18 protein-coding genes and 1 tRNA gene are annotated in these 22,132 nt (G+C 75.2%); 2 read left to right on the top strand and 17 right to left on the bottom strand.

The window, feature by feature from the left end:
- The first annotated feature begins 53 nt into the window (after positions 1–53).
- Positions 54–1,013, top strand: coding sequence for a glycine betaine ABC transporter substrate-binding protein (locus FB380_RS24050; protein ID WP_208382736.1), 960 nt, complete (start codon positions 54–56; stop codon positions 1,011–1,013).
- Between the two features lie 48 nt (positions 1,014–1,061).
- Here the strand turns inward: FB380_RS24050 and FB380_RS02830 are convergent, their stop codons facing one another.
- The 10 genes from FB380_RS02830 to dacB all read right to left on the bottom strand — a co-directional run bounded on the left by FB380_RS02830 (position 1,062) and on the right by dacB (position 11,566).
- On the bottom strand, positions 1,062–1,568 hold the full coding sequence (locus FB380_RS02830) for a DUF3180 domain-containing protein (RefSeq protein WP_166753759.1): 507 nt from the start codon (positions 1,566–1,568) through the stop codon (positions 1,062–1,064).
- Positions 1,565–2,068 (bottom strand): 2-amino-4-hydroxy-6-hydroxymethyldihydropteridine diphosphokinase, encoded by a 504-nt coding sequence (gene folK, locus FB380_RS02835; RefSeq protein WP_166753760.1) that lies wholly within the window; start codon positions 2,066–2,068, stop codon positions 1,565–1,567. The genes FB380_RS02830 and folK overlap by 4 nt, the downstream gene beginning before the upstream one ends.
- On the bottom strand, positions 2,065–2,427 hold the full coding sequence (folB, locus tag FB380_RS02840; protein ID WP_166753761.1) for a dihydroneopterin aldolase: 363 nt from the start codon (positions 2,425–2,427) through the stop codon (positions 2,065–2,067). Before folB ends, folK begins: the two co-directional genes overlap by 4 nt.
- Entirely contained in the window at positions 2,420–3,277 is an 858-nt protein-coding gene (gene folP, locus FB380_RS02845) for a dihydropteroate synthase (RefSeq protein WP_229681941.1), read from the bottom strand. The genes folB and folP overlap by 8 nt, the downstream gene beginning before the upstream one ends.
- A complete protein-coding gene (gene folE, locus FB380_RS02850; protein WP_425563415.1) occupies positions 3,274–3,954 on the bottom strand; it encodes a GTP cyclohydrolase I FolE in 681 nt (226 codons plus the stop codon). The genes folP and folE overlap by 4 nt, the downstream gene beginning before the upstream one ends.
- A complete protein-coding gene (gene ftsH, locus FB380_RS02855) occupies positions 3,951–5,948 on the bottom strand; it encodes an ATP-dependent zinc metalloprotease FtsH (RefSeq protein ID WP_166753762.1) in 1,998 nt (665 codons plus the stop codon). The genes folE and ftsH overlap by 4 nt, the downstream gene beginning before the upstream one ends.
- Before the next feature lie 181 nt (positions 5,949–6,129).
- Positions 6,130–6,720: a hypoxanthine phosphoribosyltransferase gene (hpt, locus tag FB380_RS02860; protein WP_188959538.1), complete on the bottom strand. Its 591-nt coding sequence runs from the start codon at positions 6,718–6,720 to the stop codon at positions 6,130–6,132.
- A gap of 5 nt (positions 6,721–6,725) precedes the next feature.
- Positions 6,726–7,751 (bottom strand): tRNA lysidine(34) synthetase TilS, encoded by a 1,026-nt coding sequence (gene tilS, locus FB380_RS02865; protein WP_166753763.1) that lies wholly within the window; start codon positions 7,749–7,751, stop codon positions 6,726–6,728.
- Positions 7,752–7,766: 15 nt separating this feature from the next.
- On the bottom strand, positions 7,767–8,861 hold the full coding sequence (locus FB380_RS02870) for a zinc-dependent metalloprotease (protein ID WP_188959539.1): 1,095 nt from the start codon (positions 8,859–8,861) through the stop codon (positions 7,767–7,769).
- A gap of 41 nt (positions 8,862–8,902) precedes the next feature.
- The gene (gene dacB, locus FB380_RS25785) at positions 8,903–11,566 is read right to left on the bottom strand and encodes a D-alanyl-D-alanine carboxypeptidase/D-alanyl-D-alanine endopeptidase (RefSeq protein ID WP_229681942.1); all 2,664 of its coding nucleotides are present in this window, start codon (positions 11,564–11,566) and stop codon (positions 8,903–8,905) included.
- A gap of 117 nt (positions 11,567–11,683) precedes the next feature.
- Between dacB and FB380_RS02880 the strand changes: the two genes are divergently transcribed.
- The gene (locus FB380_RS02880) at positions 11,684–12,175 is read left to right on the top strand and encodes an inorganic diphosphatase (protein ID WP_166753764.1); all 492 of its coding nucleotides are present in this window, start codon (positions 11,684–11,686) and stop codon (positions 12,173–12,175) included.
- 183 nt (positions 12,176–12,358) lie between these two features.
- Here the strand turns inward: FB380_RS02880 and FB380_RS02885 are convergent.
- The 7 genes from FB380_RS02885 to FB380_RS02915 form a co-directional block, all read right to left on the bottom strand.
- Positions 12,359–12,431 (bottom strand) — tRNA-Thr (locus FB380_RS02885).
- A 70-nt stretch (positions 12,432–12,501) separates the two neighbouring features.
- The gene (locus FB380_RS02890; protein ID WP_166753765.1) at positions 12,502–13,671 is read right to left on the bottom strand and encodes a DNA polymerase III subunit delta'; all 1,170 of its coding nucleotides are present in this window, start codon (positions 13,669–13,671) and stop codon (positions 12,502–12,504) included.
- A gap of 53 nt (positions 13,672–13,724) precedes the next feature.
- Entirely contained in the window at positions 13,725–16,013 is a 2,289-nt protein-coding gene (gene tmk, locus FB380_RS02895) for a dTMP kinase (RefSeq protein WP_229681943.1), read from the bottom strand.
- A gap of 228 nt (positions 16,014–16,241) precedes the next feature.
- Positions 16,242–16,985, bottom strand: coding sequence for a class I SAM-dependent methyltransferase (locus FB380_RS02900; RefSeq protein WP_166753766.1), 744 nt, complete (start codon positions 16,983–16,985; stop codon positions 16,242–16,244).
- A gap of 26 nt (positions 16,986–17,011) precedes the next feature.
- Positions 17,012–19,891: a type I DNA topoisomerase gene (gene topA, locus FB380_RS02905; protein ID WP_166753767.1), complete on the bottom strand. Its 2,880-nt coding sequence runs from the start codon at positions 19,889–19,891 to the stop codon at positions 17,012–17,014.
- A 196-nt stretch (positions 19,892–20,087) separates the two neighbouring features.
- Entirely contained in the window at positions 20,088–21,617 is a 1,530-nt protein-coding gene (locus FB380_RS02910; RefSeq protein WP_166753768.1) for an alpha/beta hydrolase, read from the bottom strand.
- Positions 21,614–21,937, bottom strand: coding sequence for a hypothetical protein (locus FB380_RS02915; RefSeq protein WP_166753769.1), 324 nt, complete (start codon positions 21,935–21,937; stop codon positions 21,614–21,616). The genes FB380_RS02910 and FB380_RS02915 overlap by 4 nt, the downstream gene beginning before the upstream one ends.
- Between the last annotated feature and the right edge of the window lie 195 nt (positions 21,938–22,132).

The following is a 22,132-nucleotide window of genomic DNA, read 5'->3' on the forward strand; positions in this document are numbered from 1 at the left end:
TACCCGGCGACCCCGGCGCCTCGCGCGCCGGGGCTGACCTCAGGAGAAACAGAATGAACCGCAGGATGGCCATGGCGCTGACCGGCGCGACAGTCCTGCTCACGTCGCTCGCCGCGTGCGGCGAGTCGGGCAGCAGCAGCACCGGCACGCCCGCCGGCGGCGCCGAGGGGGCCGGGGACACGATCGCCTCCGACCTCGTGCTCGGCGGCCCGCCGGAGTTCCAGACCCGGCCCGACGGCGTCCCCGGCCTGGAGGAGGTCTACGGCGTCACGTTCGGTGAGTTCCGCAGCCTCGACGCCGGCGGCCCGCTGACCGTCAACGCACTGGCCAACGGCCAGATCGACGCGGCCGACATCTTCACCACCGACCCGAACATCGCGGCCAACGACTGGGTGGTCCTCGAGGACCCCGAAGACCTCTTCGCCGCGCAGAACGTGCTGCCGCTGATCAACACCGAGCAGGCCACCGACGGCGTCGCCGCCGTGCTCAACGCGGTGTCCGCGGAGCTGACCACCGAGGACCTCATCGCGCTCAACGAGCAGGTGATCATCGAGCGGCAGGACCCGGCCGCGGTCGCCGGGCAGTGGCTGGCCGAGGCGGGACTGGACGCGACGGGCACCCAGGCCGCCGGGGTGAGCCTCACCATCGGGTCGGCGAACTTCCCGGAGAACGTCACCCTGGCCAACATCTACGCCCAGGCGCTGACGGCCCAGGGGGCCACGGTCGACACCCAGCTGAACATCGGCAGCCGGGAGACCTACATGCCCGCGCTGCAGGACGGGTCGATCGACCTCATCCCGGAGTACAGCGGCGTGCTGCTGGAGTACTTCGACGAGGAGGCGACCGCGGTCAGCTCCGAGGAGGTCTACGCGGCGCTGCCCGAGGCCCTGCCGGAGAACCTGACCGTGCTGGAGCAGTCGGAGGCCCAGGACAAGGACGCCATCGTCGTGACCCGGGAGACCGCCGAGGAGTACGGCCTCACCTCGATCGCCGACCTGGCCGAGCAGCCCTGACCCACCGGCGGTCCGGCCGGGTGGGTCCTCCTGCCCGGCCGGACCGCCTCAGGCGCGGGCGGACGGCGCCGCCGCGTCGTCGTCGCCGTCCGGCGGGATCTTGCAGACGTGCTCCAGCCACAGCGCCGCACCCGTCAGGGCGGCGGCGAACAGCACGCCGAGGACGCCGGTGACGGTGTCCGCGGTGGCCGCGGACAGCCGGCCCAGCTGCGGCACCGTGTGCAGCAGCAGCCCCGCCCAGCAGCCGACGAGCACCGCGCCGACGTAGGCGCTGGCCTGGGCGAGCACCGCCACCCGGGCCACCAGCATCGGCTCGACCGGCCGGGTGGCGCCCGGGGCCCGGCCCGGCGGCGGGCGGCGGTCGCGCTGGGCGGACAGCCGGGCCGCCAGCGTCCGGGCGCCGAGCAGCTCGGCGACGGCGAGCACGCCGAGGGGCACCGGCAGCCACCACTGCAGCTGCGGCAGCGACCCGTACCCGGCCCGGACCAGCAGCCAGCTGGCCACCGCGAGCCCGACCGCGAGGGCCAGCAGGTCCCGGCGACGGACCGAGGTCATGCCAGCTGCTCCCAGCGGACCACCGCGGCGACCTCGTCGGCCGGGAGCGCGGCCACCAGGTCGGCGACCCGGCCGTGCCCGGGCAGGGTCGCCGTGGGATCCAGCGCCAGCCAGGGGACGAGCACGAAGGCCCGCTCAGCCGCCCGCGGGTGCGGCAGGGTCAGCACCGGGTCGGCGGAGACCACCGGCGTGCCGTCGTCGGCGGTCACCGTGACCACGTCGACGTCCAGCGTCCGGGCTCCCCAGCGGACCTCCCGGGTGCGCCCGGCGGCCTGCTCCAGCTCGTGGGCCACGGCGAGCCAGCCGGCGGCGTCCCGGTCGCCCCGGACGACGGCGACCGCGTTGAGGTACGGCGGCTGCTCGACCGGCCCCCACGGCGGCGTCTCGTACAGCGTCGACCGGGCCACCAGGCCGTGCTCCCGCAGCGCCGTCAGCGCTCCACGCAGCGTGCCGGCCCGGTCGCCCAGGTTCGCGCCGAGGGACAGGACCGCCCGGCTCATCGGCGGGTTCGGCGGATCGCCACGGTGACGTCGTCGGCCGGCACGCCCAGGTCGACCTCCGGCTTGTGCACGGTGATCTCGACGGCGTCCACCACCGGGTAGGCCAGGCACAGGTCGGCCAGCCGCTGGGCCAGCGTCTCCAGCAGGTCGACCGGCTCACCGACGAGCACGGCGTGCAGCTGCTGGGCCAGCTCGCCGTAGTGGACGGTCTTCGTCAGGTCGTCGTCCGCGGCTGCCGGGGCGGTGTCCAGCTCGAGCACCGCGTCGACCCGGAAGGTCTGGCCGTGCTCGCGTTCCGGCGGGTACACGCCGTGGTAGCCGTGCCCGGTGAGGCCGTGCACGGTGATCCGGTCAGGCACGCGGTCCTCCTCCGCCGGCGGCCGCACGCACTGCGGTCAGGGTGGCGATCGCGTCCAGCGACCGCACCGGGTCGTGCACCCGGACACCCCAGGCGCCGGCCTGCGCGGCCAGCACCGAGATCGCCAGGGTCGCCGCCTCCCGGCCCTCGACCGGCCGGAGCTCCCCACCGGGCCCGGCCAGCAGCCGGCCGAGGAACGTCTTGCGCGAGGCCCCGACCAGCACCGGCAGCCCGAGGGCGACCAGCCGGTCCAGCCCGGCCAGCAGCGCCCAGTTGTGCTCGGCGTTCTTGGCGAACCCCAGCCCCGGGTCCAGCACCAGCTGGGCGGGGTCCACGCCGGCGGCCACGACGTCCTCGACCCGGGCGGTGAGCTCCGCGCCGACCTCGGTGACGACGTCGCCGTAGCGGGCCGCCGCGTACATCTCCCGGCTGTGCCCGCGCCAGTGCATCAGCACCCAGGGCACCCCGGCCTCGGCGACCAGCCGGGCCATGCCCTCGTCGGCCAGGCCGCCGCTGACGTCGTTGACCAGCACCGCGCCGGCCTCCAGCGCGGCCGCGGCGACCTCCGCGCGGGTGGTGTCCACGCTCACCCGCGCGCCGGCGCCGGCCAGTTCCCGGACCACCGGCACCACCCGCCGGCACTCCTCGGCGGCGTCGACCCGGTCCGCACCCGGCCGGGTCGACTCACCGCCGACGTCGACGTAGTCCGCGCCCGCCGCGTGCATCTCCAGCCCGTGGGCGATCGCCGCAGCGGCGTCGGCGTAGCAGCCGCCGTCGGAGAAGGAGTCCGGCGTGACGTTGAGGACGCCCATCACCAGGCACCGGCCCGGGCGTGGCAGGAGGACGGTCACCGGCCCAGGATGAGGCTCATCGCCTCGCTGCGGGTCGCCGGGCTCTCCCGGAAGATGCCGCGCACCGCCGAGGTGAGGGTGGTCGAACCGGGCTTGCGGACGCCGCGCATCGCCATGCACAGGTGCTCGGCCTCCACGACCACGATGACGCCCTGCGGCTTGAGCACCTCGAACAGCGCGTCGGCGATCTGCCGGGTCATCCGCTCCTGCACCTGTGGCCGCCGCGCGTAGACCTCGACCAGCCGGGCCAGCTTGGACAGCCCGGTCACCCGCCCGTCGGCGCCGGGGATGTAGCCGACGTGCGCCCGGCCGTGGAAGGGCACCAGGTGGTGCTCGCAGGTCGAGTACATGGGGATGTCCTTGACCAGGACCAGCTCGTCGTGGTCCTCGTCGAACGTCGTCGCCAGGACGTCGTAGGGGTCCTGGCCCAGGCCGGCGAAGGTCTCCCCGTACGCCCGGGCGACCCGTGCGGGGGTGTCGACGAGGCCGGGCCGGTCCGGGTCCTCCCCGATCGCCAGCAGGATCTCCCGGACGGCGGCCTCGATCCGGGCTGCGTCGACCCGGCCCTCGGCCAGGTCGGCCACCGGGTCGCCGGTCCGGGGGTCCTGACCGAGGCCGTCGACCGGCCCACGCCAGGTGCCGCCCTGGTCGTCCGCTCCCCCGGGTGCGCCGCTCACCGGCCCTGGACGGGGGCGCCGACGTCCCCGACCGGCAGCGAGGGCTCGCCGTTGACCGCCCGGTGCGACCCGCCGTTCGCCGCGGCCTCGGCCGGGGTCAGCACCGGCGGACGCTCCGACGGGGTGCGCTTGCCGAAGCCGTTGTACGGCGCCATCGACGGGCGCTTGGCGACCCCGGAGCAGATCCGGTCCATGTCCTCGCGGGAGAGCGTCTCCTTCTCCAGCAGCTCCAGCACCAGCCGGTCCAGGGTGTCCCGGTACTCGACCAGGATCTCCCACGCCTCGTCGTGCGCGGCCTCGATCAGCGCGCGCACCTCGCCGTCGATGTCGGCGGCGACGGCGTCGGAGTAGTCCGGCCGCGAGCCCATGTCCCGGCCCAGGAACGGCTCGGAGTCGGTGCTGCCGTACTTCACCGCGCCGAGCTTCGCGCTCATCCCGTACTGGGTGACCATCGACCGGGCCAGCGAGGTGGCCTTCTCGATGTCGTTGCCGGCGCCGGTGGTGGGCTCGTGGAAGACCAGCTCCTCGGCGGCGCGGCCGCCCAGCGCGTAGGCCAGGGTGTCGATCATCTCCGAGCGGGTCTGGGTGTACCGGTCCTCGGTGGGGAGCACGAGGGTGTGCCCCAGCGAGCGGCCGCGCGGCAGGATCGTCACCTTGTGCACCGGGTCGGTGTTCGGGAGCGCGTGCGCCACCAGGGCGTGGCCGCCCTCGTGGTACGCGGTGACCTTCTTCTCCTTCTCGCTCATCGCCCGGGTCTTGCGCTCCGGACCGGCGAGCACCCGGTCGATCGCCTCCTCGAGGGTGGCGTCGGTGATGAGCGTGCCGTCGTGGCGGGCGGTGAGCAGTGCGGCCTCGTTGAGCACGTTGGCCAGGTCGGCACCGGTGAAGCCGGGCGTGCGCCGGGCCACCGTCTCCAGGTCGACGTCCTCGGCCAGCGGCTTGCCGGTGGCGTGCACCTTCAGCACCGCCGTCCGGCCCTGCAGGTCGGGGCGGTCGACCGGGATCTGCCGGTCGAACCGGCCCGGGCGCAGCAGCGCCGGGTCCAGGATGTCCGGCCGGTTGGTCGCGGCGATCATGATGACGCCGCCCTTGACGTCGAAGCCGTCCATCTCGACGAGCATCTGGTTCAGCGTCTGCTCGCGCTCGTCGTGCCCGCCGCCCATGCCCGCACCGCGGTGCCGGCCGACGGCGTCGATCTCGTCGATGAAGATGATCGCCGGCGCGTTGGTCTTGGCCTGCTCGAAGAGGTCACGGACCCGGCTCGCGCCGACACCGACGAACATCTCGACGAAGTCCGAGCCGGAGATCGAGTAGAACGGCACCCCGGCCTCACCGGCCACCGAGCGCGCCAGCAGGGTCTTGCCGGTGCCGGGCGGGCCGAAGAGCAGCACGCCCTTGGGGATCTTCGCGCCGATCGCCTGGTACTTGACCGGGTTCTGCAGGAAGTCCTTGATCTCGCGCAGTTCCTCGATCGCCTCGTCGGCGCCGGCCACGTCGGCGAACGTCGTCTTCGGGCTGTCCTTGCTGACCACCTTGGCCTTGGACTTGCCGAAGGCCATCACGCCGCGGCCGCCACCCTGCATGGAGCTGAACAGCCAGAAGAGCAGCAGCAGGAGGAGCACGAAGGGCAGGAAGCTGACCAGGATGCTGACCAGCAGGTTGTCCTGGGAGACGTTGGTGTCGAAGTCGACGCCCTCGCCGTCACCGAGGCCGCTGACCAGGTCGAAGACGTCCTCCTCGGCGCCGACCGGGTAGAACGCGGTGATCTGGTCACTGCCCTCGACCGGGTCGACCAGGTCGAGGTCGACCGTCTGCTCGCGGTCGTTGATGGTGGCGGAGTCGACGTTGCCCTCGGCGAACTGCGCCAGCGCCGTGGAGGTCGAGACCTCCTGGTACTCCGGGTCACCACGGAAGAAGCTGGAGCCGACGAAGGCCAGCAGGACGACGATGGCGATCCAGAACCAGACGCTCCGGAAGATCTTCTTACGTTCCATACACCGTGGCCGGGCGCCGGGATGAGCCCGACCTGCCCGTCGACCCTCCTGATCGTCGCTGGACGCCGCCCGCGACCCTGGGGGACGCCCCGCCGCGGGGCGACGTCGTTGCGACGACGGTACACCGCAGAGGCTGTGTCCCTGCTGGTCGCGCGCTGGCTGTGAGCTGGGAACCCACCCGTCAGGAGGAGTAGACCTCGGGCTTGAGCGTGGCGATGTAGGGCAGGTCGCGGTAGCGCTCGGCGTAGTCGAGCCCGTAGCCGACGACGAACTCGTTGGGGATGTCGAAGCCGATGTAGCGCACCGGGACGTCGACCTTCACCGCGTCCGGCTTGCGCAGCAGCGTGCACACCTCCAGGGACGCCGGCCGCCGGCTGCCCAGGTTCTTCAGCAGCCAGGAGAGCGTGAGCCCGGAGTCGATGATGTCCTCGAGGACCAGCACGTGCTTGTCGGCGATGTCGCGGTCCAGGTCCTTCAGGATCCGCACCACGCCGGAGGAGCTGGTGGCGCTGCCGTAGGAGGAGACCGCCATGAACTCCATCTGGGTCGGCAGCTGCAGCGCCCGGGCGAAGTCGGACATGAACAGCACCGCGCCCTTGAGGACGCCGACCAGCAGCACCTCGCGGCCGGCGTAGTCCTGGGCGATCTGCCCGGCCAGCTCGGTGATCTTGTCCTGGATCTGCTCCTCGGAGAGCAGCACGTGGTCGATGTCCGGGCCGTAGCCGTGGTCCCGGCCCAACGGGCCGGCTGCGGGGATGGCGGGCTCGCTCACGACGGTCAGGGCTCCTCTGGGGGGACGGCGTCAGGTGCAGCGGGGCGCGGACCGGTCCCGCGGCCGGGAGGGCCGCCGCGCTGCACGCTCAGCCTGCCAGACGCCCGACGCACGCCCGCACCACCGGGGAGGTCCACCCGCCCCTGTCCCCTCCACCGGGTGAGCAGGGCGTCCACCGCCGACAGGTGGACGCCCTGCAGGTCGGGCACCCCGGCGCCGCGGAGCCAGCCGCGCAGCACCCGGCGCCGCAGCGCCGCGGGCAGCTCGGCCAGCGGGGCAGCAGGCAGGTCGCCGTCCGGCCCGGCGAGCGTCGCCAGCTCGGCGTCGGCCAGGGCGTCGAGGGTGTCCAGGTCCTCCCGCAGCAGCGCCGCCGTCCGGCCGAGGGCGGCCGCCACCCCGCCACCGAGCACCTCCTCCAGCAGGGGCAGCACCTCGGTGCGCAGCCGGACGCGGGTGTAGGCGGGGTCGCTGTTCCACGGGTCGTCCCACACCGGCAGCTGCTGCGCCGCGCAGGCGGCCCGGGTGGTCTCCCGCGGGACGCCGAGCAGCGGGCGCCAGAACGGCGGGCGGTGTTCGACCATCCCGGCGACCGAACGGGGTCCGGAACCGCGGGCCAGCCCGAGCAGCACGGTCTCGGCCTGGTCGTCGCGGGTGTGGCCCAGCGCGATCGTCGCCCCGTGCTCGGCCGCCGCCCCGGCCAGCGCCGCCCCGCGCGCCGCCCGGGCCGCCCCCTCCGGCCCGCCGGCGTCGCCGACGTCGACGCTGAGCACCAGCACCGGGGAGAGCCCGAGCGAGCGGAGCAGGCCGGCGGTGCGCTCGGCCTGCTCGGCGGAGCCTGGCTGCAGCCCGTGGTCGACGGTGACCCCGCCGACCGGCCGGCCGGCCCGCGGCCCCTCGAAGGCCAGCGCGGCGGCCAGCGCGACGGAGTCCGCTCCCCCGCTGCACGCGGCCAGCACCGGCCCCGCGCTGGCGGTCAGGCCGGGGCGCACGGCGGTGCGCAGCGCCGCGACGGCGGGGTCGGGTCCGACCACGTCCGGGTCGCCGGTTCAGGCCGGGAAAGCCGGCCGCGTCTCCAGCACCCGCTGCACCCAGCGGGCCGGATCGGTCAGCTCCTCCTTGTACGGGAGGTTCTCCGGCCCGGCCCACACCTGGTTGAACCCGTCCATCCCGGCGAGCTCGACGACACCGGCCACGAAGACCCGGCCGTCGGCGTACTGCTGCATCTTCTGCTCCAGACCGAGCAGCCGGCGCAGCACCCGGTCGATGGGGCCACGGCCCTTGCGGCGCTGGGCGAAGCGCTTGCGCAGCGTGCGCACGGAGGGGACGACGTCGGGCCCGACGCCGTCCATCACGTACTCGGCGTGCCCCTCGACCAGGCTCATCACCGCGGTGACCCGGTCCAGCACGGCGCGCTGCCCGGGGTCCCGGACCAGCGCCATCAGACCCTGCGGGGCGTCGTCGTCGGCACCGGTGCCCCGGACGACGTCGGTGAGGCTGCGCAGCACGTCGGTGAGCCGCTCCCGCAGCACGTCGGGGGTGAGGTCGGTCGCCTCCGCGAAGACGGCGATCTGCTCCTCCAGGTAGCCCCGCAGCCAGGGGACGGCGGTGAACTGCAGCTGGTGGGTGACCTCGTGCAGGCAGACCCACAGCCGGAAGTCGCTGGGGTCCACGCCGAGCCGGCGTTCGGTCTCGACGATGTTCGGCGCCACCAGCAGCAGGCGGCCACCGCTGCCGAAGACCTCGTACTGGCCGAGCACGCGGGTGCACAGGAAGGCCAGCACGCCGCCGGCCTGCACGCCGGTCGCCCGGGAGCCGATCGCGGTGGCCAGCGGCCCCGGCGTCGAGCCCTGCGCCGCCTGCAGCCCGTCGGCCAGCGGGTCCAGCAGGGCCGCCATCCCGGTGGTGTTCGAGTCGATCCAGCCCGGCCGGTCGACGACCGCCACGGTGGGCACCGGGCCGCCGGGGACGGGGCGCAGCCCGGTCAGCCCCTCGACGTGCGCGACGGCGATCGCGGCGGCGCTGTGGAGCTCCGCGACGACGGCCGCCGCCTCCTCCCGGGTGGTCTCCGGGCCGGCGCCGACCAGGCGGCGGGCGGTGCGGCCGGCGAGGTCCCAGTCGACCAGGGACGAGGAGCGGCTCATCGCCTCACCGTACGCGGCGGCACCCCGGGACCGGCCCGCCGTCAGCGGCAGCCGCAGGCGGCCAGCGCGGCCGCCACGACGTCCAGTGCGGTCTCGGTGGCCGTGATGCTCCCGGTCGCGCCGTCGGCGAGCACCGCGAACGCCAGCAGCCGGCCGTCGGCGGTCTGCACCGTGCCGGCCAGGTCGTTGACGCCCAGCAACGTGCCGGTCTTGGCCCGCACCGACCCCGGGCTGCCCGGGCCCGCCGACACGCGGTCGGTCAGGGTGCCGTCGTACCCGGCGACCGGCAGGCCGGAGAGCAGCAGGTCGGCGTCGGGGATGCTGCCGTCGGCGGCGGCCCGCAGGACGTCGACCAGCAGGCGGGCGGGCACCCGGTCGTCGCGGGAGAGCCCGCTGGCGTCGGACAGCGCGAGCCCGGCGGTGTCCAACCCGGCCTCGGCCAGCGCGGCGCCGATCGCCTGCGCGGCGCCGTCGAAGGTGGCCGGCAGGCCCCGGGCGAGGGCCACGTGCCGGGCCAGCGACTCGGCCAGCAGGTTGTCCGAGGCGGTGAGCGCCTGCTCGACCAGCCGGGCGACGGGCGCGGACTCGACGGTGCCCAGCGTGCGTGCGCCGGCCGGTGCCGTGCCGAGGCTCACCGGGGCCTCCGGTGCGCCCAGCGCGGCGGCCAGGGCCGCACCGGCGTCGGTGCCCGGCGACCCGCTGCGCGGGGTGCTGCCGGGGGTCAGCCGGGCACCGTCGACCGCGGTGGCGGTCACCGGCGCGGCGTAGGTCGAGGGTGCGTCCTCCGCGCCCCAGCCCTGGGCGGTCAGCGGGCCGCTGAACAACGAGTTGTCGACCACGACGCTGGTGACCGGCTGGCCGCCGAGGGCCTGCTGCACCTGGGCGGCCAGGTCGGCGACGGTCGCCGCGCCCGGGTAGTCGACCGACGGGGCGGTCGTCGACAGGGTCGGGTCACCGCCGCCGACCAGGACGACCTCGCCGGGCGCGCTGCCGGCCACCACGGTCGTCGACAGGGTGTCGGTGGGCTTGAGCGTGGTGACGGCGGCGAGGGCGGTGAGCAGCTTGGCCGTGGAGGCGGGGGTGCTGGGGTCGGTCGCGTCGCGGTCGAAGAGCACCTGACCGGTGGCCACGTCGACCACCTGTGCGGAGAGGTCGGTGCCGAACACCGGGTCGGCGAGCAACGGGGTCAGCACGGCCGCGAGCGCCGCCGGGTCGGGCACCGGGGCCTCCGCGGACAGCGGGGCGAGCACCGGGTCGGGGTCGGTGAGCTCGGGCAGGACGGCGTCGGGCACCTGCTCGGCGTCCTCCGCCACGGCGGAGCCGTCACCGCCGACGAGGTCGAGGGCGAAGACGACGCCCGCCGCCACGAGCACGAGCGCGAGGACGGCGGCGGCGAGCACCTTCGCCAGCCGGGCGCCCCCGCTGCCGGCCCCTGCCCGCCGCCGACCCGAGGCAGGCGTGGCACCCGCCGGTCCGGGATCAGCGGCGACGCTCCCGGAGGCGTGCGCGGGGACGCCAGGGCGACCGGCCACCCGGTCGGTCTGCCCCCGTTCCCCGCGCTGGTCCCGCGCCCCGGCTGCGCGGTCGGCCGCCGCGCGCTGCTCGGCCGCTGCTCTCTGCTCGGATGCAGCCCGGCTCTCCGCTGCGGCGCGGTCGGCCGCCACGGCGCGTTCGGCTGCCGCGGCACGGTCGGCCACGGCGCGGTCGGCCGCAGCCCGTTCGGCCGCGGCCCGCTCCGCCGCGGCCCGCATGGCAGCCTCCTGCTCGAAGGCCGCGCGTTCGGCGGCCATCGCCGCGGCTGCGGCGGCCCGCTGCCCGGCTGCCTCCTCCTCCGCCGCCCGCTCCGCCGCCACCCGGTCGGCTTCCGCTCGCTCGGCCGCCGCCCGTTCGGCCTCCGCCTGCTCGACGGCGGCCCGCTCGGCCGCAGCGCGCGCAGCCTCGGCCTCCTCGACCGCCGCCCGCTCGGCAGCGGCCTGTTCCTCGGCGGCCCGGGCCGCAGCGGCCTGCTGCGCTGCCCACTCCCGGACGGCGGCGAGGTCGGCGGCGGCCTGCTCGACCCGGGCTCGTTCGACGTCGGCCTGGTCGAGTGCGGCCTGGGCGGCGGCAGCACGCTCGGCGTCCTCGGCTGCCGCGCGCTCGGCGGCAGCGCGCTCGGCGGCCCACTGCTTCACTGCGGCCAGGTCGGCGGCCGCCTGTTCCGCGGCGGCGCGACGTGCCTCGGCGTCCTCCGCGGTCGGCTGCTCCGTGACCTGCTCGGGGGCCGATCGCTCGGACACCAACGGGCCGACTGTCTGTTCCGGCGCGGTCGAGGCCGTGGTCTCCGGGTGCCCCGGCTCGGCCTCCGCCGCGTCCGGCTCAGCGGGGTCCATCGCGGCGCCCTCCTGCACGGCGCCCTGCTGCTCGGCACCCTGCTGCACGGCGCCCTGCTGCTCGACGCCCTGCGAAGCGGCGCCCTGCTGCGCGGCGCCCTGCTGCTCGGCCGTCGTCGCGGCCGGGTCCGCATCCACAGGTGCAGCCGGTCCCGCAGCCGGGTCCTCCCCGTCGTCCAAGGCCGGGACGTCGATGTCGTCGGGAACCGGGGCCTCGGCGTCGTCGGCGGTCGGGGCCTCGACGTCGTCCGGGGCCGGAGTCCCGGGAGCCCCGACCGTCGGGATCGACGGATCGGGTGTCGTCGCGTCGCCGCTGGCAGCCGCCGAGGGTGGCACCTCCGGGGTGCCGTCAGGCTCCCCCGGCTGCTGTTCGCGCGGACTCGACGAGATCTCCCCCACCCCCTGGAGTGACCTCCGCCGACGGGGCGGACAGTCGTACGCCACACTATCGGCGTGCAGTTCGACGTGACGGTAGAGATCCCCAAGGGCCAGCGGAACAAGTACGAGCTGGACCACGCCACCGGACGCATCCGCCTGGACCGGATGCTGTTCACCTCGACCCGGTACCCGGCCGACTACGGGTACATCGAGGAGACGCTCGGGATGGACGGTGACCCGCTCGATGCCCTCGTGCTCCTGGAGGAACCGACGTTCCCCGGGTGCCTCATCACCTGCCGGGCCATCGGGATGTTCCGGATGACCGACGAGGCCGGCGGGGACGACAAGGTCCTCACGGTCCCGGCGACCGACCCGCGGATGGCCCACCTGCAGGACATCAACGACGTGTCGGAGTTCGACCGGCTGGAGATCCAGCACTTCTTCGAGACCTACAAGGACCTCGAGCCGGGCAAGTCGGTCGAGGGCGCCGAGTGGGTCGGGCGCGCCGAGGCCGAGGCCGAGATCGAGGCCTCCCGGCAGCGCGCCATCGACACGCCCCAGCACTGACCCCAGCGGCGGACCTCGCCGGACACGCACCGACCAGACGGCGGCGCACCCACCCGGGTGCGCCGCCGTTCCGCATCTCCGGGACAACTGTCGACGCCGCTCTCCTGCGGCGCACCGACCGAGGCCGACCATGCGCGCTGACCGGGCACGCCGGCCCGGCTGGGAGACGAACGGGGGAAGGAGAGCCGCCTGTCGGAATCGAACCGACGACCTTCTCATTACGAGTGAGATGCTCTACCGACTGAGCTAAGGCGGCGGACTGCGCGAGTGAGCTTACGGCACCCCGGTGCCCCGCCTGCGACACCCCCGCCGGGTGGCGGGGCGGCTCAGGCAGGCAGCCGCAGAGCGACGGTCAGCGCCTCCACGGCGATCTGCGGCTTCACGTTCTGCTCCAGGGCGGTGCGCGCGGCCAGCACCGCATCGATCCGGCGCAGCGCGCCCTCGGCACCGATCCGGCGGGCCAGCTCCACCGCATCGGCCCGGCGGTCCGGGTGGGCCAGCGGCAGTGTCAGCTCCCCCGACGTCGAGCTGATCACCAGCGCGTCCCGGTACAGCGCTGCCAGGTCGACCAGCGCCCGGTCCAGGGAGTCCCGGCCGATCCGGGTCGCCCGCCGCTTCTGTCGCGTCTCCAGCTCCTTGAGCTGACCGGCACCGCGACTGGCGGCAGCGACCCCCGGCCCGCGCGCCCCCACACCCAGGCTGGCCTTGACGGCGTCGGTCTCGACCGCGTCGACCTCGGCGACGGTCTTGTCCGACTCCTCCTTGGCCGTCCCGACCAGGTCGTCGGCGGCGTGCAGGCAGGCCGCGAGCGAGACCAGCGACAGCGGGATGTCCAGCACCGCCTTGCGGGCCAGCCGGGCCGATTCGTCCCGGGCCAGGTGCCGGGCCCGGCCGACGTGCCCACCGGCGGCCGCCGCGGACCAGGCGGCCAGCGCCGGGTCGATGCCGTCCCGGCGCACCAGCACCTCGGTGACCGCCTCGACCCGCGGCGCGCGCAGGGCGACCACCCGGCAGCGGGAACGGATGGTGACCGGCACGTCGTCGGGGTGCAGCGAGGGCGCGCAGAGCAGGAAGACCGTCCGCGGCGGCGGCTCCTCCAGCATCTTCAGCACGGTGTTGGAGGCCTGCTCGGTCATCCGGTCGGCGTCCTCGACCACCACGATCTGCCAGCGGCCCTGGGACGGCGCCCGGCCCGCGGTCCGGACGATCTGCCGCACCTCGGCGACGCCGATGGACAGCCCCTCGGGCACGACGCGGTGGACGTCGGAGTGGCTGCCGGCCAGCACGGTCCGGCAGGCGTGGCAGGTGCCGTCGCCCCCGGCCGGGCACTGCAGGGCAGCGGCGAAGGCGCGGGCGGCGACCGAACGACCGGAGCCGGGCGGCCCGGTGAACAGCCACGCGTGGGTCATCGCCCCCGGCTGGGCGACCGCGGCCTGCAGCTCGGCCACGACCGCCGGCTGGCCCACCACGTCGGCCCACACCCCACCGACCGTCACGTCCCCATCCTCCCTCAGTCCTCCCCGGGCCGGACCCGAGACCTGTTCGCGCGTCAGGGGTGCAGGTGCGGCGTCGACCCGGTCTGGACGACGTGGTCGCCGCCCCGGCGGCTGTGCGGCACCGGGACGTCGGCCGGGAGCTGCTGCAGCGGCAGCCCCTCCAGCAGCACGCTCACCCGGGTGCGGATGGCGGCGGCGAGCTCCTCCGGCGACCGGCGGGCGTCGAGCACCAGGTAGCGGTCGGGCTCGGCCTCCGCCAGGGCGAGGAACGTCCGGCGGACCCGCTGGTGGAAGTCCAGCGACTCCGACTCCAGCCGGTCTGCCGCGGCCCGCCCGCGGGCCCGGGCCAGGCCGACCTCGGGCGGCAGGTCGAGCAGCAGCGTGAGGTCCGGCCGCAGCCCCTGGGTGGCCCAGCGGGAGATCGAGCGGACGTCGTCCATCGGGATCGTGCGGCCGGCGCCCTGGTAGGCCAGCGAGCTGTCCACGAACCGGTCGGTGATCACCACCTCCCCGGCGTCCAGCGCCGGGCGGAGGACGTCGTGCACGTGCTGCGCGCGGTCAGCGGCGTACATCAGTGCCTCCGCCCGCGGCGACAGCCCGGCACTGGCCGGGTCCAGCAGCAGCGCCCGGACCTTCCCGCCCAGCGCCGTCCCGCCCGGCTCGCGGGTGGTCCGGGCGACCAGGCCCTCCCCGGTCAGCCACTCCTGCAGGCGGCGCACCTGCGTGGACTTGCCCGCCCCCTCGCCGCCCTCGAAGGCGATGAACACCCCGCCCCCGGCCAGTCGCCGCCGCGCGGTGGTGTCCCGCCGCAGGGCGGTGAGGACGTCGGCCAGCAGCGGCACCGGGCGGCCGTCGTCCATCTGCCGGTAGGCGAACAGGCCCACGCCGACGGCCAGCAGCCCGGCCACGAACAGCATGACCCGTTCCCCGGTGACCGCCAGCGTCAGGACGCCGACGTCGACCTGGTGCTGACCGATCACGCCCACGCCGATCGGCACCGTTGCGAGGGAGAGGATCAGCGAGGCGCGGACGAGGGACTGGACGAGCGCGAACGTGCGGCCACGGATCTCGTCCTCGACCTCCGTGCCGAGCAGGGTGAAGCCGGCCAGGTAGGCGTTGCCGGCGAAGAAGCCCATCAGCACGACCAGCAGCAACGCCATCCACAACGTGGCGGTCCACGCCATGAGCAGCACCACGATGCCGGCGCCGACGATGGCCACCCCGAAGACCCGCTCCCGGGCGAGGTCGTGGGCGATGCTCGGGCCCAGCGCGATACCCAAGCCGAGGCCGACGAAGACCGCGCCGAACAGCAGCCCGTACGCCGCCTGCCCCCCGCCCAGCCCGCTCACGTAGAACTGCCCGGTCGCGATGATCGCGCCGGCGGCGGCGAAGGCCCCGGTGATCCCGAGGACCAGCCCGCGGACCAGCGGGGTGTGGCTGGCGAAGGAGAAGCCCTCCTTCAGCGAGCCGAGGAAGCTCCCCTGCGGCGCCTCGGGCCGGGCCGCCCGGCGGCCGCTGATCGAGGGCAGGTTCCAGATCACGAAGGCCGCGACCAGGAAGGTCAGGGCGTTCAGGTACAGGGCGAGGGCGATCTGGTCCAGCCCGGGGAGCAACTGGCTCAGCCGGCCGTCCGAGGTGTTGAGCACCGCGTAGACGCCACCGGCCAGCACCGGGGTGATCCCGTAGGTGGTGACCAGGGACAGCTGGTTGGCCGGCTCCAGCTGGTCCTTGCGGAGCATGTTCGGGACGGCGGCGTCCTTCGCCGGGGTCCAGAAGAGGCTGATCACCTCGATGAGGAACTGCGCGATGAACAGCCAGACCAGGTCGCCGACCAGCGGGATCGAGGCGAAGAGGCCGAACCGGAAGAGGTCGGTGACCACCATCGTCTTGCGCCGGTCGAACCGGTCGGCGAAGACCCCGGCCACCGGACCGAGCAGGATCGCCGGCAGCAGCCGGAAGAGCAGCACACCGCTGAGGGCCAGGTTGCTGGCCATGTAGCCGTCGACCAGCGTGGTGGCGGTCGCGGTGATCGCCAGCAGGCCGAGCCAGTCGCCGAAGCTGGACAGCGACATGGACAGCCACAGCTTGCGGAAGTCGCGCACCCGCAGCACGGCGCGGATCTTCGCGACCTGACCGACCGCCCCGCCGCCGGGATGCTCCTCCTCCTCCGCACCGGACCGGTCCTCACCCGGGGCGCCGTGCTCCGACAGCGGCAGCCCGGCGTCGTCCGGTGTGGGTGCGCCGGCGGCCGGGAGCCCGTCCGCGGGGACCGGAGCCGGCGCCGGGCCGGGACCACCGTCGTCGAGACCACCCGAGCCGGCCCGGGGCGCGGCGTCCGGCACCGGGGGGCCGCCGTCGGCCGCCCTGCTGGCGTCGGTCGAGCCGCCCGGGGACGGGCGGTCCGTCGGGTCGGAGCTGATCGGGGACCCCCGGGGTGTGGCGGCACCGGAGCGCCGCGGGACATGGCCGTGTCGTGGCCTCGGCTCGGTCACCGTACCGGTCGGGACCGACGGATCCGGCCGATCGGCACTCGGCCGGGCCAGTCGGCCGACCCAGGTCGGCGACCGCGCTCAGCGAGGGGTGAGCCGGTACGCCCGGGTCGTGTACGGCAGCTGGAGGTGCGCGGCTCCCCGGGTGTCGGGGTGGGTGGCCAGCAGCTCCCGTACCGCGCCCAGGAACTCCACCCGCCGGGCGTCGTCCATCGTCGCCACGTAGCTGCGGGTGCCGATCCCGCGGACGACCTGCTCCGGCGTCACCTGCTGCACGACCGCGGAGTCGGCCACCACCACGTCGGCGGGCAGCACGGCGGCGAACCGGTCGACGACCGTCTGGTCGGCCTCGTGGTCGCGGGCCTCGTCGGCGAGCAGCCGGCCCAGCGCGCGGACCCAGGGCACCCGCTCGTCCCGGGTGTTCCAGACCAGGCCGACCACCCCGCCCGGGCGCAGCACCCGGCGCAGCTCGGCAGCCGCGGGGCCGACGTCGAACCAGTGCGCGGCCTGCCCGGCGACGACCGCGTCCACGTCGTGGTCGGGCAGCGGGATCGACTCCGCTCCCCCGGTGGCCGCACGCACCTGGGGCAGCCGCTCGCGCAGCTGCGCCAGCATCTCCCCGGACAGGTCGACGGCGACCACCTCGTGCCCGGCGGCCACCAGGCGGTCGGTGAGCAGGCCGGTGCCGGCCCCGAGGTCGAGCACCCGGCGCGGGGCGTCACCGAGCAGGAAGCCGACCACGTCGGCCGGGTAGGTCGGCCGGAGGGCGGCGTAGTCGGCCGCGACCGCGCCGAACGACGTGCGCCGCTGCTCCCAGCCGTCCACCCCGGCCCTCCGTCCGTCCTCGGTCGTCAGCTGCCGGCCGGGACCCGCTCGTCGACCTCGGCGGTGGTCGGCGCGGCCGTCTTCGTGGCCGTCTTCTTCGCCGTCGTCTTCTTCGCCGTCGTCTTCTTCGCCGTGGCCTTCGTGGCGGCCTTCTTCGCCGGTGCCTTCTTGGCGGCGGTCTTCTTCGCCGCCTTCTTCTTCACCGGCGCCCGCTCACGGCGGTCGGCGAGCAGCTCGGCCGCCCGCTCGAGGGTGATCGTCTCGACCTCGTCGCCCTTGCGCAGGCTGGCGTTGTGCTCACCGTCGGTGACGTAGGGCCCGAAGCGGCCCTCGCGCACCGTGACCTGGCCCTGGCTGACCGGGTCCGCGCCCAGCTCCTTGAGCGGTGCCTTGGCCGCAGCCCGCCCCCGCTGCTTGGGCTGGGCGAAGATGGCCAACGCCTCGTCGAGGGTGATGGTGAAGAGCGCGTCCTCGCTCTCCAGCGAGCGGGAGTCGGTGCCCTTCTTGATGTAGGGCCCGTACCGGCCGTTGAGCGCCTGGATCTCCTCGCCCTCGGCGTCCTTGCCGATCGTGCGCGGCAGGGTGAGCAGCTGCAGCGCCTGCTCCAGGGTGACCGTCTCCGGCGTCATCGTCTTGAACAGGCTGGCCGTGCGCGGGGTCTCCTTGCTCCCCTCGGGCACCTGGGTGGTGACGTAGGGGCCGTAGCGGCCGGCCTTGACCGCCACCGGGAACCCGGACTCCGGGTCGGTGCCCAGCTCCCGGTCGGAACTGGGCGCGTTGAGCAGCTCCGCGACGCGCTCGGTCGTCAGCTCGTCGGGCGCGATGTCCTCGGGGATGCTCACCCGGGCGCCGTCCTCACCGCCGGCCTGCAGATAAGGGCCGTACCGGCCGACCCGGACCACCACCGGCTCACCGTCGGGCGACACCGCACGCAGCGGGATGGAGTTGACGCCGCGGGCGTCGATCTCCTCCAGCCGCTGGCCGACGACGGACTTCAGCCCGCCGGAGGCGCCGATGCCGCCGGCGTGCTGACCCTCGCCACCGAAGTAGAACTCGGTGAGCCAGTCGACCCGGCCGAGCTGACCGGCGGCGATCTCGTCGAGCTCGCGCTCCAGGGAGGCGGTGAAGTCGTAGTCGACGAGCTGGCCGAAGTGCTGCTCCAGCAGGTTCACCACGGCGAAGGCGATGAAGGAGGGCACCAGCGCCGACCCCTTCTTCCAGACGTACCCGCGGTCCTGGATGGTCTGCATGATCGACGCGTAGGTCGACGGCCGGCCGATCTCCAGCTCCTGGAGCCGGGCGGTGAGGCTCGGCTCGGTGTAGCGGGCCGGTGGGCTGGTGGTGTGCCCCTTGGGGTCCAGCTCGCGGGTGTCCAGCCGCTGGCCCTGCTCCACCCGCGGCAGCCGGCGCTCGCTGTCGTCGGCCTCGTCCTCGCTGCCTGCGCCCTCGTCCTTGCCCTCGACGTAGGCCCGCAGGAACCCGGGGAAGGTGATCGTCCGCCCGGAGGCGGTGAACTCGACGGCCTCACCGGTGCTGGAGCTGCCGGCGAGCCGGATGCTGAGCGTCTTGCCCACGGCGTTGGCCATCTGCGAGGCGATGGTGCGCTGCCAGATCAGCTCGTAGAGCCGGAACTCGTCGCGGGCCAGCTGACCGGCCAGCTGCCCGGGCGTGCGGAAGGAGTCACCGGCGGGGCGGATCGCCTCGTGCGCCTCCTGGGCGCCCTTGGCCTTCTTGTCGTAGCGGCGCGGCTCGGCCGGGACGTAGGCGTCGCCGTACAGCTCGGCGGCCTGCCGGCGGGCGGCGGTGATCGCCTCGTTGGACAGGTTGGTCGAGTCGGTCCGCATGTAGGTGATGTGGCCGTTCTCGTACAGCCGCTGCGCCACCCGCATGACCTGAGCCGAGGACCAGCCGAACTTGCGACCGGCCTCCATCTGCAGGCTGGAGGTGATGAAGGGGGCGTAGGGCTTGCGGGTGTAGTCCCGCTCGTCGACCCGGCTGACCGAGACCTGCCGGCCCTCCAGGCGCGCGGCCAGGCCCCGGGCACCGGCCTCGTCCAGGTGGACGACGTCGCTGGTCACGGTGCCGGTGTCGGCGTCGAAGTCGCGGCCGGTGGCGACCCGGCTGTCGTCCACGGTCACCAGCCGGGCCCGCAGGGTCGTCGGCTCCCCCGCGTCGGCGCCGGCCCGCTTCTCGGCGACCTCGAAGACGCCGTCCAGGCTCCAGTAGTCCGCGGCGGTGAACCGCATCCGGGCCCGCTCGCGCTCGACCACGATCCGGGTGGCCACCGACTGCACGCGGCCGGCCGACAGCTTGGGCAGCACCTTCTTCCACAGCACCGGGGAGACCTCGTAGCCGTAGAGCCGGTCGAGGATGCGGCGGGTCTCCTGGGCGTCGACCAGGGCGGTGTCCAGCTCGCGCGGGTTGGCCACGGCCCGGGCGATCGCCTCACGGGTGATCTCGTGGAAGACCATCCGGCGGATCGGCACGGTCGGCTTGAGGGTGTCGATCAGGTGCCAGGCGATGGCCTCGCCCTCGCGGTCCTCATCGGTGGCGAGGTAGATCTCGCTGGCGTCCTTCACCAGCTGCTTGAGCCGGGTCACCTGCTGCTTGCGGTCCGGGCTGACCACGTAGAGCGGGGAGAAGCCGTTGTCCACGTCGACGCCGAGCCGGGCCCAGGACTCGCCCTTGTGCGCGGCCGGCACGTCGGCGGCGTTGCGCGGCAGGTCACGGATGTGCCCGACGCTGGCCTCGACGACGTAGTCGCTGCCGAGGTAGCCCGCGATCTTGTTCGCCTTGGTCGGCGACTCCACGATGACCAGCGGCTTGCCCCCCGCCGCGGCGGCACGCTTGCGCGGCGCGCGGTCGCCGGTGCTGGTGGCTGACTTCGTGGTCTTGGTGGGCGGCACGGTGCTCCTGTCGGGGTGCTGGTGCAGGCGCCCGGGGAGGACCCGGTGGCGCACGGGGCAGAACGGGCTGTACCCGCTCGGCGACGCCACGGTAGGCCACCGCTCGACCGGGAGGCCGGGCGGTGAACCGGGACGCCCCGGCTGGTCCACCTCCAACGGATGACGTCGCTGACTGTTCCCGGCGTCGATCCGCAGGTCATCGTGGCGTCCACGGGCCGGCGACGACCGCACCGACGGCGGCCAGGGTCGGGCGGTCGCGGTCGTAGTACTGGGTGTGTCCCTGGGTCGGCTCGGTCGGGAGCCGGACGTCGCCGAACCCGCTGTCGAACGGGCCGGCCCCGTACCAGCCGGACCATGCGATCGGGTCGGTCGGCGACCAGGCCCCGTAGACCTCCGCCGCCTCCAGCCCCTCGGCTCCGCCGGTCCCCGTGCCGGGGCTGCCGAGCAGGACGACGGCGTCCGCGGCCAGCCGGCCCGGTGCCCGCGCGGCCTCGCCGGTGACGACGGTCCCGTAGCTGTGCGCCAGCACGGTCGTCCGCGGCGCCGGCCCCGCGGCCGGGGCGCCACGGCTGGCGGCCAACCCGTCCAGCGCGCGGTCCAGGTCACGACCCCCACGGTGGGAGGCCTGCTCGACGACGGAGCTGAACCACCGGGGTGTCCGGTAGCCCAGCCAGGCGACCGTGGCCACGGCCAGGCCCGGGCTCGCCACCGCAGCGGCCGCTGCGACGTCCCGGGCGTCGCCGGCCACCGCGGCCAGGTCGTCGACGACCGTGGTCTCGACCCCCGGGACCAGGACGCCCACGGCGGCGGCGGTGTCCAGGTCACCGACGGACACGGCCACCAGGCCGGCCGCCGGGTCGAACTGCAGGAGCTGTGCCAGGGAGCCGGTGTCCACCAGCTCGGTCAGGGTGCGCTGCACGGCGCGGGCGGTGTCGTGGCCGACCGACCCCGGCGGGAGGTGCTGCAGCGCGGCGGCCAGGTTGGCCCGGTTCGCCCGGTCGCGGGCCCACGCCGGCAGCCCGTCCAGCGCACCGACCGCCCCCGGCCAGGCGTCGATCGCCTCCAGCTGCTGCACGGCCGTCAGCCCGGCCCACCAGTCGGCGGCCCTCTGCGGTGCGCCGCCCGAGGGCAGGGCCGGCACCGGCGCCGGCAGGCGGGGTGCCAGGTCGCCGAGGTCCACCGGGCCGCCGGCCGGCACGCCCAGCCCGGCCAGCGGTTCCGCTGCGGCGGCCGTGCGCGCGGCGGCCTGCGCACCGGCGGCCAGCGCCTGGGCAGCGGTCGCCTCGGCCACCGCGGCGGCAGCGCGGGCGACGGTGACGTCGGCGACCTGGTCGGGGGCCATCACCGGCAGCGGCGCCGCGGGCACCCCGACCGCCGTCCCCGTCGCGTCCAGCCGCAGGCCCGCGGCGCGCGCCACCGCGAGAGCGGTCGCGGCCCGCTCCTGCGCCTCGCCCGCCGCGGCGACCAGGCCGGCCAGGTCGGCGGCGGAGCGGTCCAGGGCCGCGGTGAGGCCGGCGGCCACCGTGGAGAGCTCGACCAGTGCGGCAGCAGCCGCCGTCCCGGCCGGGCCCGACCAGCACTCCGCGGTGCCGAGCTCCCGGCCCAGCGCGTCGAGCCGGTACCGCCAGGGCGGCAGCCGGTCGACCACCGTCCCCAGCGCGCCGACGGACCCCCGCAGCTGCGCGACGTCCCAGCCGGCCAGCTCGGTGAGCGTCGCGCCGGTCATCGCGGCACCGGCACGGCACCGACCCGACCCGGCCCGAGCTGCCCGGCGAGGCCGGCGTCCATGCGGCGGTAGGCCGCCAGCGCCGCGTCCAGGGTCGCCGCGACCGCCAGGGTGCGGGCGGCCAGCGCCTCGATCACCTCGGCCCAGCCGGCGCCGACCCCGGCGGCGTCGTCACCCACCGGCCCGGCCAGGGCGGTGCCCAGCGAGCGGCCGGTCGATGCGGTCAGCCGGCCCTCCTCCCCCAGCTCGGCACCCAGCACGGTCAGCTCGGCCGACAACCTGCCCAGCGCGTCGAGTTGGACGGAGATCAGGTGGGACACGGAGGCCTCCCGGCGCGACGGCGGCCCCGGGGAGGGACCGATGCCGCGGACGGTAGGAAGGCCGGCGGCCGGTCCGGGCGCCGTCGTCCACACCCGGCTCCGTCGTCCACACACCGGGCCCCGACGTCCACACGGGCCGCGTCGTCCGGGCCGGGCCCGTCGTCCGGACCGGGCCCGTCGTCCGGACCGGCCGTG

The sequence above is a fragment of the Modestobacter marinus genome (genome assembly GCF_011758655.1).
Taxonomy (GTDB): Bacteria; Actinomycetota; Actinomycetes; order Mycobacteriales; family Geodermatophilaceae; genus Modestobacter; species Modestobacter marinus.